Origin of the sequence: Chloracidobacterium sp., from assembly GCA_016715795.1 — a bacterium.
Taxonomy (GTDB): domain Bacteria; phylum Acidobacteriota; class Blastocatellia; order Pyrinomonadales; family Pyrinomonadaceae; genus OLB17.
Window position 1 is genome coordinate 1,905,594 of record JADJXP010000002.1, and the last position, 11,432, is coordinate 1,917,025.

General features: G+C 55.5%; 7 protein-coding genes. 5 read left to right on the top strand and 2 right to left on the bottom strand.

Annotated features, from left to right (window positions below; genetic code table 11):
* Nucleotides 1-80: 80 nt before the first annotated feature.
* From IPM59_13835 to IPM59_13850, 4 genes are all read left to right on the top strand, one after another.
* Nucleotides 81-2,618 (top strand): carbohydrate binding family 9 domain-containing protein, encoded by a 2,538-nt coding sequence (locus IPM59_13835; protein ID MBK9216647.1) that lies wholly within the window; start codon nucleotides 81-83, stop codon nucleotides 2,616-2,618.
* 175 nt (nucleotides 2,619-2,793) lie between these two features.
* Entirely contained in the window at nucleotides 2,794-3,846 is a 1,053-nt protein-coding gene (locus IPM59_13840; GenBank protein MBK9216648.1) for a hypothetical protein, read from the top strand.
* Nucleotides 3,847-4,152: 306 nt separating this feature from the next.
* Nucleotides 4,153-5,298, top strand: a complete 1,146-nt coding sequence (locus tag IPM59_13845) for a citrate synthase (protein MBK9216649.1) — start codon at nucleotides 4,153-4,155, stop codon at nucleotides 5,296-5,298.
* Nucleotides 5,299-5,425: 127 nt separating this feature from the next.
* Nucleotides 5,426-7,570, top strand: a complete 2,145-nt coding sequence (locus IPM59_13850; protein ID MBK9216650.1) for a S9 family peptidase — start codon at nucleotides 5,426-5,428, stop codon at nucleotides 7,568-7,570.
* A 119-nt stretch (nucleotides 7,571-7,689) separates the two neighbouring features.
* Here the strand turns inward: IPM59_13850 and IPM59_13855 are convergent, their stop codons facing one another.
* Both IPM59_13855 and IPM59_13860 read right to left on the bottom strand, forming a co-directional pair.
* A complete protein-coding gene (locus IPM59_13855; protein MBK9216651.1) occupies nucleotides 7,690-7,986 on the bottom strand; it encodes a DUF2442 domain-containing protein in 297 nt (98 codons plus the stop codon).
* 6 nt (nucleotides 7,987-7,992) lie between these two features.
* On the bottom strand, nucleotides 7,993-8,169 hold the full coding sequence (locus IPM59_13860; GenBank protein ID MBK9216652.1) for a DUF4160 domain-containing protein: 177 nt from the start codon (nucleotides 8,167-8,169) through the stop codon (nucleotides 7,993-7,995).
* A gap of 654 nt (nucleotides 8,170-8,823) precedes the next feature.
* Between IPM59_13860 and IPM59_13865 the strand changes: the two genes are divergently transcribed.
* Nucleotides 8,824-11,379 (top strand): S8 family serine peptidase, encoded by a 2,556-nt coding sequence (locus IPM59_13865; protein MBK9216653.1) that lies wholly within the window; start codon nucleotides 8,824-8,826, stop codon nucleotides 11,377-11,379.
* Nucleotides 11,380-11,432: the final 53 nt, after the last annotated feature.

Below are 11,432 nucleotides of genomic sequence, written 5' to 3' on the forward strand. Positions count from 1 at the left end.
TTTGAAACAAATTGACCGTTACATCGTTTTAGTCATATCTCGTCGGTCCCTTGGCCGTGTTAGTATCCTCAGGTGCAGTCATGAAGCAGTTGTTCATTATATTTAGCTCTCTTGCTCTGGTAAGTTTTGCCTTCGGCCAGGCGGGAGGTTCGGCCCCGAGCGGAAATTCGAACGGCACTGGTGCCGGCGATGGCACAGCGACGCCGATCCGAACCGGCAAAGTTGAGGTCCCGCCCGAAAAAAGTCGCCCGGTAGTTATCGCCAAGACGGCAAAGATGCCGATCATCGATGGCCGGATCGATGACGACGTGTGGAAGCAGGCGTCTGTCTTTAAGGACTTTTATCAGGTCTATCCGGGAGACAACATCGCCCCGTCCAAGCCGACTGAGGTATATATCCTCTACGACGAAAAGAACCTCTACGTCGCTTTCAAGTGTTGGGACGATAGGGACAAGATCAGAGCCACCGTTGCCAAACGCGATAATGTCTTCGGCGAGGACAACGTCCGTATGTGGCTCGATACCTACAATGACCAGCGGCGCGCATATGTGCTGGGGTTCAATCCGCTTGGCATTCAACAGGACGGCATTCTCACGGAAGGGAGTGGGGCTGATTTCTCCGTCGATATCGTTATGGAATCGAAAGGCGTGATCGAGGACTGGGGCTGGTCCGTCGAGGCAATGATCCCATTCAAATCGCTGCGATACACGGCCGGTAAAGGCAAGTTGTGGGGATTTAACATCGCCAGGAATATCGACCGCTTTAACGACGAATCTGACCAGTGGCTGCCGAATGACCGCAATGTCTCGGGCTTTCTGATCCAGCATGGCAAGATCACGGGCCTCGACGACGTGAAGTATGAACGAACACTTGAGTTAGTCCCAAGCGTAACGGTGTCGGAAACAGGGCGCAAGATGCGTACCATCCCAAGACACATGGTCACGCCGACATCTATTGATCCCGGGCGATTCGTCAATCAGCCGATCAAAGCCGATTTTGGCCTGACGATGAAGTACACGATCACGCCGAGCATCACCCTCGACGCGGCAATCAATCCGGACTTTGCCGAGATCGAGGCGGACGCGCCGGTCATTACGGCCAATCAGCGGTTTCCTATTTTCTACGAGGAAAAGCGGCCATTCTTTCTAGAAGGCGTAGATATTTTCCGCTCTCCGTTCCAGGTCTTCTATTCACGAACGATCGTCGATCCCGATGTTGCGGTCAAGCTGACCGGCAAGACGGGCAAGACATCATTCGGCATTCTGGCTGCTACCGACAAGGCTCCGGGAAATTACTCGGATGAGGAGTTGGCCGACCCGCAGATCCGGCCGCGGATCGAGGAGTTTAACGGAAAGAATGCTACTTTTGCCGTCGTGCGGCTGAAACGCGATTTTGGCTCAGAGCATAATATTGGGTTCTTCGGCACATATCGGTCATTCCCCGAGCAGAAGAATATCCTCGCCAGCGTCGATGGGCGCTTCAAGCTCAATTCCAAGATGGTCACGCAGTTCCAATTGATCGGATCCACATCGAAACGCTGTTTCTTTGATCCGGAATTTGAACCCACGCTGAACCCGGGCCAAGCGGCGGTCAATTCTGCGACGTGCGGAGGCGGCACATACAATGGCGTGACCGTCCAAGGCAGCCCGTTCAATCAATACAGGACGGGTAACGGCCTCGGCTACTATGCCAATCTCGACTACACCACCGAGCGACACGGCTGGTTCCTAGAGGCGAGCGGGCGGACAAGATATTATCGCGCCGACGCCGGATTTACGCGGCGGACGGATACCCATAACATCTTCTTCTTTAACCGTTTCTCATCCAAATCAAAGCCTGACGCCAAGATCATCCGCACACAGTGGAACCAGATGGGCGGCTACAACTACGACGGCAAGGGCCGCCTGCAGGGCTGGAATGCTCAGTCGGAGGTCAGCTTCAACCTTCAGAAGCAGACATATGTGCGGTTCGAAGCAGGTACAGGCCGCGAAAAGCTGTACGAAGAAGAGTTCGGAGTAAAACGCTCGCCGACGCGGCCCTACGGAACATTTCTCGGCGAACCGTTCCGTTCCGTTTCACAACAATGGGTCTCGGGCAATATCAACCAGACGCTGAATAAGCACTTTAACTACGGGCTCTTCGTCGGCGGCATTCGGAATGCGTTTGACTTCTTTTACTTTGAGTATTCACCCGCGGCTAATGCCGTTTTGCAGAATCCGGGCCCTGCAACGCAGTTCGATGCCGAGATCTATGCCGAGGTTAAGCCGATCGATCCATTCCGGGCGTCGATCAGTTATTCCAAGAGACGCCTCGTGCGTAACGACAACAGATCTATCCGGCTGGATTCCGACCTCGTTACGATCCGCTCGACGTATCAATTTTCGCGGTTTGTATTTACCAGATTTCGGCTGGACTACGACGACCAGTCAAATGGTTTCAGCGGACAAGCCCTCTTCGGCTGGAACCCAAGCCCGGGGACTGCATTCTATGTGGGCTATAACGACGCCTTCAAATACAACGGCCTGAGCGACTTTACCGGCCACTATGAGCCTGGCTTTAACCGGTCATCCCGAACTTTTTTCATCAGGGCATCATACCTGTTCCGAAAGAGCTTTTAACACTGGTTCCTCCTTGTTCATTTGCCTAGGCGACGGAGAATGGCTCCGTCGCCGTTTTTTTAAACACTCTATTAAACTTTTTAAGCAAAAAATTCTTGCAATTTCTTAGATTCTGCTATATAACTCTTGATGTTATTGCATTTCCGCAAATTCCGGCCAAATCAGGAGAAACAGAATGAAGTTAAGCAACCTTTTGAACACAGGTCTATTTATTGTCCTGCTCTGCGGCGGTCCTGCCGTCGCGACCGCCCAGACCGCAAATGAGACGAGTTCGGCCCCGTTCGCGATACAGAGAGGTTATCGGACGGGATATTCCGATGGCTATATGGCCGGATACCGAGATTCGATCGACAGGATCGCCCGCAACTACAGTCGCCATGCCGAATACGGCAAGGCCGACCGTGCTTACAGCAAGGACTACGGCACGATCGCCGAATATCGCGACGGCTATCAGCAGGGGTTTGAGGCCGGATATGACACGGGATTTGATCGCCGTTCATTTGAGGCCACCTTGCCGGCAAGCCTCGCAAAGCGCGGCGTTGTGGTCGGCGATAACAAGGAATTGGTCGCCCAGACGGCACCGATCAGAACGTCCTCGACGACCGAGCCCGTAAGGATCAATAATGAGGAGCAGCCGACAAGCCCTCAGGACGAGCCTGACAGCGCACACCAAAACTATCAGGGGGCGACGATCATTATTCCCAAAGAAACTGAATTGCTGCTCGAATTGGACAGCGACCTCAGCACGCAGCAGTCGCGTGAGGGCGATAAATTCGCGGCACGCGTCGTCGGGCCGAGCGAGATCGCCGGTGCAATGGTCGAGGGCCGCATCTCAAAGGTCAAATCGCCGGGCCGCATCAAACGCCGCAGCGAGATGGTGCTGTCATTTGACCGGATCGTGCTGACTGACAATCGATGGAGTAATTTCGCGGCTGTCCTGACCGAGGTCATGCCTGTAAAAGGCGACAACGTCAAGCGTGTTGACAACGAAGGCACCGCCATCGGGCAGAGCTCGCTCAAGGGCGATGCGATCAAGGTTGGCGGTGCGACCGGTGCGGGGGCCATCGCCGGTGCGATCATCGGCGGCCCGGTCGGCGCGGCCGTCGGAGCGGGCGTTGGAGCTGCCTTTGGCGTCGGGGCCATCGTCATCGAACGCGGCAAACACATTCGCCTAAATCGCAACCAACAGCTACGGATCAGGACCTCATACGACACACAGATTAGATGACCACTGACTGCCTCCTGTGTTTTTCGGCCGCGGCTTATCACCGCGGCCTTTTTTTATCTGCGTTCAACGCGTTCCTATCTCAGCGTTCTCTGCGTGGAAAGTCGGTCCCACGCCGAGGGCGCCGAGAGAAAGACGCAAAGATCGCCGAGAGCTGAGTGGTGCCTTGCTTGTCACGCCTGCCCGCGTTGGATAAGATATAGGTTTGATAAGGTGACGGCTAAACTTGCAGGCAGCCGCAACTCCTCGTCAAGACATCTCAGATACGGTGATTTTATATCTGATTTTGGAAGGTCATAGTTACATAAAATGAGCACAACAGAAGCATCATCAGCAGGGGCGGCAGCGGCGGGGTTACGCGGCGTCGTAGCCGCGCAGAGCAAGATCGGCGACGTCAACGGCGAGCAGGGCGTGCTGATCTATCAGGGCTACGATATTCACGACCTCGCGGAGCATTCGACATTCGAGGAGGTAGTTTTCCTCCTCTGGAACGGCCGTCTTCCGAACCAGGCCGAGCTCGACGAACTATCGAGCGAGATCAAGACGAACTATGCCGTTCCGGCTGAGATCATCGCGGGCATGCAGTATATGCCCAAGGACGCGGATCCGATGGACGTGCTTCGCACCTGCGTTTCGGCCCTCGACTTCTACGATAAGGACGGACGCGGCACCGACCGCGAATCGGCGATGCGTGCCGCCATCAAATTGACGGGCCAGCTCGGCACGATCGTCGCGGCGTGGGAACGCATTCGCAAGGGCAAGGATGTCATCGCTCCCGATAAGAGTCTGTCCATATCCGACAACTTCCTGTATATGCTTCGCGGCGAGAAGCCTGACGCCGACGAATCGCGCATGATGGACGTGTGCCTCATCCTACACGCCGATCATGAGTTGAATGCCTCGACGTTCACGACGCGCGTCGTCGCCGGAACGCTCGCCGACATGTACGGCTGCGTTACGGCGGGGATCGCCGCCCTCGCCGGCCCGCTCCATGGCGGTGCGAATACGGCCGTGATGAAAATGCTCATCGAGATAGGTGATCTCGAATCAGTCGATTCGTGGCTCGACAAGGCGCTCGAAGAAAAACGCAAGATCATGGGCATCGGCCACGCGGTTTACAAGACCGAAGACCCGCGTGCGACCTGGCTGCGTCGCTATTCAAAGGCGATGGCTGAGAAGACGGGCGAGTCAAAGTGGTTCGAAATGTCGCAGCGTATCGAGAAGCTGATGCTCGAAAAGAAAGGCATGCACCCGAACGTCGATTTTTACTCTGCTTCGACCTATTACCTGATGGGCATACCGCTCGACCTGTTTACGCCGATCTTCGCCGTCAGCCGCATCTCTGGTTGGACGGGCCACATCCTCGAACAGTACGGCAACAACAAGCTCATCCGCCCGCGTGCGGAATACATCGGCGAACGCGACCTAAAATACGTGCCGATAGCGGAACGCTAGAATTATTAGATCCGAGGGAAAAGGGCGAGACACGACGAACTCGCCCTTTCTCCTTTGTGAAACCGGCCTGACCACGAGCACGTATCAGTCAAGGCACGCAAATTGTCTTTCAACCGGAGTTTGTCTTATGAAGTCAGTACTAGTCTCGGCGGCTTTCGTCTTTATAATCATCGTGATAGGCCGCTTTGTAATCGTCGCCCAACCAGATATGAAACCACCTGTCGCAAAAAAGGTCCCGCAGGTCCTCAAGATCCACGGCTACGAGATCACAGATAATTACGGCTGGCTTCGCGACCGGCAGCCTGACGGCAAAAAGAGCGGCGACCCGGCGATCATCGACTACCTGAACGCCGAGAACAAATACACGGCCGCTCACATGGACAGGCATCAGCCGTTTGTGGACGCGCTTTATAAGGAAATGCTCGGCCGCATCAAGCAGACCGACCTGAGCGTGCCGACAAAGATCGGCGATTTTTGGTATTTCAACAAGACCGAAGAGGGCAAGCAGTATCCGACGTTCCTTCGCAGCAAGACCCGCGACGGGGCCGACGCAGAGGTGCTGCTCGATGTGAACGAAATGGCGAAGGGCCATAAGTTCTACTCGATCGGCGCGTTTGAGGTAAGCGACGACGGCAACATGCTCGCCTTCTCAACTGACACGAACGGCTATCGGCAGTACACGCTTCAGTTCAAGGACCTCAAGACCGGCAAGATGCTCGCCGACCGTATAGAACGCACAACCTCGACGGAATGGTCGCCTGACGGTAAATACCTCTTCTATGTGCAGGAAGACGCCGTTTCAAAGCGCAACGACAAGCTCTTTCGCCACGCGGTCGGCACGACCGGGGCCGACCCGATGGTATTCGAGGAAAAGGATGTCCTCTTTAACATCAACATCTATCGCTCGCGCGACCGGAAGATGTTCTTCCTGCAGTCCGGCGCCGCGACCATGAGCGAAGGTCGCTACCTATCGACCGAAACTCCGCTTGGCGAATGGAAAATGATCAGCCCGCGACGCGAAGGCCACGAATATTTTGCGACGTTTGACCGTGGCGAGTTCTATATTGTCACGAACAAAGACGCAGAGAACTTTAAGGTCGTCCATGCCGCGGCAAACGATCCGAGCGAGAAGAACTGGACCGACTTTATCGCCCACAACCCGGCGATCAAGATCGATGACATCAGCTTTTTCAAAGGCCACGCGGTCGTCTCCGAGGTCGAGAACGGGCTGGAATATCTGCGCGTGATCGACCGCAAGACCAGGCGGGCCGATATGCGTATCCCGACACCCGAGAGCGTTTACGAGATGGGGCTGACGGGTAACCCTGAATATGATACGCCCTATGTTCGCTATAACTATTCGTCGATGGTCACGCCGAATTCGACATATGAATTCGACCTCAAGACACGCAAGAGCGAACTCATCAAACAGCAGGAAATACCAAGCGGCCACAACAGGGACAATTATGAGACGACACGCGTCTGGGCAACTGCTCGCGACGGCGTAAAGGTTCCCGTTTCGATCCTGATGAAGAAAGGAACGAAACTCGACGGCTCTGCCCCGATGCTGTTATACGCGTATGGCTCTTATGGTTTCTCGATGACGCCGAACTTCTCGTCAAACCGCCTCAGCCTCGTCGATCGCGGAATGATCTACGCCATTGCGCACATCCGCGGCGGCTCGGAGCTTGGCGAGAAATGGCGACAGGACGGAAGGATGTTCAAGAAGATGAACACCTTTCACGACTTTATCGACTCTGCCAAATGGCTGATCGCAAATAGATACACCTCGTCCGACCGTCTCGTCATTCAGGGCGGTTCGGCCGGCGGGCTGCTGATGGGCGTGGTCACGAACCAGTCGCCCGAGACGTTCAAGGCCGTGATCGCACAGGTTCCGTTCGTTGATGTGATGAACACTATGATCGACGACAGCCTGCCGCTGACCACGCAGGAATGGATCGAATGGGGCAATCCTCGTGACGACAAGAAAGCGTGGGATTACATGGCGAGTTATTCGCCTTATGACAACGTCAAGGCACAGAATTACCCCAATATGCTCATCGAGGCCTCGCTAAATGACAGCCAGGTCCCATACTGGGAAGCCGCCAAATGGGCAGCCAAGCTCCGCGAGCTAAAGACCGACAACAACGTGGTGCTCTTGAAGATGAATATGGGCGCCGGCCACGGCGGTGCCTCAGGCCGCTACGACAGGCTGAAAGAGGTTGCATTTGAATGCGCCTATGCTCTCTCGCAAGTGGGCATTACAAAATAGGCGAAACTTAATCAGGCGCAGTTAGAAAGGGCCTTGGCCCCCCCGGCTTGAGTGACCTCTCAAGTCAGCGGGGCCGAGGCCCCTTCCTTACCTTGAGATAATAGTGGTTAACGAGCTGCTCATGCCGCAACCAATTCCCACTTCGCCGCCTCGCGTCTCATCGCCTCGACGTGCTCCGGCCAATCGTGAAGGATTTCGGGATCAAAATCAGCACCATTCGGCCACACGAGCGTATGGACCTCAGGATCGAGCGTTACCTGGCCGAACAATTCAATATCTCGCAGCGGCCCATACAGTTCACCGGCCAGGACAGGCTCAAGATCGATCTCATTCACAAGTCCGTCATCAAATTCAACCCTCAGTACGTAGGGACGGACGATATCAACAGACGTTACGCGATAGATTTCGTGTCTCATATTCTACTAGCTCAGCGGCGCGATTGGCTTTGGCAGCGTCCCGGCAATTAGCTCGATCGGTTCGATCGTGAAAACGGCCACGTCATTCTGATAATAGGCATGGAAATGCGGCGCGTGATGCGGTGCATTCGCCTCCCAGTACATGCGGATTATTATGCCAAAAAACCTGCTCAATTCGGGCATGGCCTGTAATTATACGAGATGAATCGCAACATAGAAATGCTTCAGAGTGTCTTTGATATCGGCAATGCGCGAATCATAGACGCTCAAGTCAGCGGGGCCGAGGCCCCTTCCTGACCTTGAGATGAGGAGATCAAATTGGTTTTCGCATAGCTTGGTAGCGTTGACGGCCGTTATTAGCCACTGCGGTTCTCACAGCTACAGCGGAAACCTGGTGCTTTCCGGCGGTTGCGGAGACATGAGGTACCGCGGCGCTTGCCGTGTATTTCTCTCGCGGTTGAATGGGTCGATCTTGTCGATACACGGGCCCGTTCTTGTCGATACACTCACCAATTTTGCCGATACAGTCGGCCGATCTTGTCTATACAGTCTATCGTCTTGCAGGCAGATGTGCTCGCGGTCTTGCTGGCAGATTTGCTCGCGTTCCAGCGGATTGCGGCGAAAATCGATGCGTGTCGGTCAATCAGACTTGAGAGGTTCGGTCAGGATGACCGATGCTTGACCCCGATGGGAATCGCATCCCAAGAGCTTCCTCCACCGAAAGCCCATAAATACGGCCCAAAATGCTTTCCTGATGTTTGGCACGGACGTTGCTAAATAGGTCGCGGGCAAAAGCCCGTTCAAATTAGGACGCTTATGATGAGCACCCGAAATGTTATGAGAAATACGAACTTCGCACGGATCGCGACTACCGCCCTTGTTTGGGTGATGCTGTCGTCAACCCTTGCGTTTGGCCAGGCAGCCGTAAAGACGGCTCCGGCCGCGACCGCTGAGACGGCAAAGAGCGACAATCCATTCGCGGTATTCTTGATCGAGGTTACCGGCACAACGGTCGACAACGGCTATGCCAAAGAGGCCGACCGCGTTGCGGCGATCCTCGCCGGCAAGGGCGGTAAGAACGCCGTCCTGATCGACGATAGTGGCTACGCCCGCGATATGGTCGTCGAGTCAGCGGCTGCGAAACTCGCGGCCCGCAGCGACAAACGCCTGTATCGCATCAATTGGAACGCCATCTTTGCCGCGGCCAAGACCGAAGCCCAGATGGACGCCATGATAAATGGCATCCTCGGCCACGTCGCGGCTTCACAGAGCAAGACCGCGATCTATCTGGACGACATCGCGGGCTTCTCGACCGTCGCACCGATGATGGGCCGCGAGATCGCACAGAATCTCTACGCGGCACTGACTCAGGGCAAGATACAGGTTTTTTCGGCCTCCGATCTAGCGAACTTCCGGGGCCAGATCGTCGCCGACGCAAGGCTTAGGGCGAAGTTCGAGATGGTCCGCTTGATCGAGGGCGACAATGACGGCTTTGTGGGCGACAAGATCTCGCCCGAACTGAGGGAATTGATGGCTGGTGCCGACAAGAATAGGACCGTTAAGGTTATTCTCCAGTCGGATGATATAGAAAATCCGCAGCTCATCGATGTCCTTCGCAAGAACAATATCAACATCGGCGGACGTGCCAACGCCCTAAACATGCTCTTTATCGACCTGCCGCTGAATGTGGCCGAGGCTGTAGCTGCGGTCCGCTCTGCAAAGCATCTGTCGCTCGATAACGAGGTAAAGCTGCTTGGCCACGTTGAGGAGACGACGGGAACATCACTCGTTCGGAATCAGTCAACGACAGTGATCAATGCCCTGGGCATACCGGTAAACACACCCTATCAGCTCGACGGCACGGGCATGACAGTGGCGGTCGTCGATTCGGGCATCTATGAAGGACACAACTCTTTCCTCGACAATGCCCTCACCGACCGCGTGATCAAGCACATGGATTTCACAACGAATAACTCGAGCGGAAGTTCGTCAACGAACCGCGATCCGTACGGCCATGGCTCACATGTCGCAGGTCTGCTCGCAGGCGGGAATGGCCGATCGGGCGAACTAGCACGATACAGGGGTATCGCTCCGAATGCTAAGCTCATCAATGTCCGTGTCCTGAATGATCGCGGAACGGGAACGACGTCTGCCCTGCTGCAGGGGCTCGACTGGCTCTATACGAACAGGTCCACCTACAACATCAAAGTCGTAAACATGAGCCTCGGAACGCCCGCAGTCGAGACCTGGCGCAACGATCCGCTGTGCCGTGCGGCCCGCAGGCTGGTTGACGCAGGCATGGTCGTCGTCGCCGCGGCCGGCAATAACGGTAAGAACGCTCAGGGCCAGAAGATGTACGGCGCCATCCATTCGCCGGGCAATGATCCGTCCGTGATCACGGTCGGGGCGACAAATACCTTTGGCACAGACCCGCGGACTGATGACGGCATCACGACATTTAGCTCACGCGGGCCAACGCGTTCGTTCTATACCGACGCGGCAGGCACAAAGGTCTATGATCACCTGATCAAGCCTGACGTGGTTGCACCCGGAAACAAGTTGATCTCGGCCGTCGGCCGTGACAGCGAGATACTCGACGCAAATCCATGGCTCGCGGTCTATCCGACGAACTCGAACAATGACAATCTCACATTGATGTACCTCTCGGGCACCTCGATGTCTACACCGATCGTGTCAGGCACGGCCGCCCTGCTCCTGCAGGCAAATCCGAAACTGACGCCGAACATGATCAAGATGCTGCTCGAATATACAGCACAGCCGATCGCCGACGCGAACATGTTTGAGCAGGGCGCGGGACAACTCAATGTTGAGGGTGCGGTCCGCATTGCAAAGCTTGTTCGTCAGGATCTGCCAAATCCGACACCGGTCGGAACGCCCCTTTTGACTACGAACGAGATACCTGACCACACATCGACCATCGCTACAACGCGGTTCCAGTGGGCCGGCGGCATCCTGCCGAATTATGGGACGATGACCGGTACCAACCTGATAATGCAGTACCAGGGCATCTACGGACTCGGCATCATCGTCGGTGACGGCATCATTGTCGGAGACGGTATTATTGTCGGAGACGGTATCATTGTCGGCGACGGCATCATTGTCGGCGACGGTATCATTGTCAGCGACGGCGCCGTGCTGCCTGACGGCGCCGCACCTAATGGGTACCAGACGATTCGCCGGGGCTCAACACTTTACGGATCGAACATCCTATTTGGTAACTCGCCCGCGATGACTAACTATTTCCCGATCGCGGACGGGATACTCGTCAGCGACGGCATACTGGTAGGCGACGGCATCATCGTCGGTGACGCAGCTCAGGCGATGAGCAACTCGATCATGGCAAATGGGGACAATACGCCGGGAATGCAATAGATGGGCTATCGCATTACTGATGTATTCTGAAGGAAGCTAAGGGGCCTGATCGG

What these genes read in the sequence shown, in the direction of transcription:
- IPM59_13840 (MBK9216648.1), top strand. Translation starts at nt 2,794, where the DNA reads ATGAAGTTAAGCAACCTTTTGAACACAGGTCTATTTATTGTCCTGCTC.
- IPM59_13860 (MBK9216652.1), bottom strand. Translation starts at nt 8,169, where the DNA reads ATGCCCGAATTGAGCAGGTTTTTTGGCATAATAATCCGCATGTACTGG.
- IPM59_13845 (MBK9216649.1), top strand. Translation starts at nt 4,153, where the DNA reads ATGAGCACAACAGAAGCATCATCAGCAGGGGCGGCAGCGGCGGGGTTA.
- IPM59_13850 (MBK9216650.1), top strand. Translation starts at nt 5,426, where the DNA reads ATGAAGTCAGTACTAGTCTCGGCGGCTTTCGTCTTTATAATCATCGTG.
- IPM59_13835 (MBK9216647.1), top strand. Translation starts at nt 81, where the DNA reads ATGAAGCAGTTGTTCATTATATTTAGCTCTCTTGCTCTGGTAAGTTTT.
- IPM59_13855 (MBK9216651.1), bottom strand. Translation starts at nt 7,986, where the DNA reads ATGAGACACGAAATCTATCGCGTAACGTCTGTTGATATCGTCCGTCCC.
- IPM59_13865 (MBK9216653.1), top strand. Translation starts at nt 8,824, where the DNA reads ATGAGAAATACGAACTTCGCACGGATCGCGACTACCGCCCTTGTTTGG.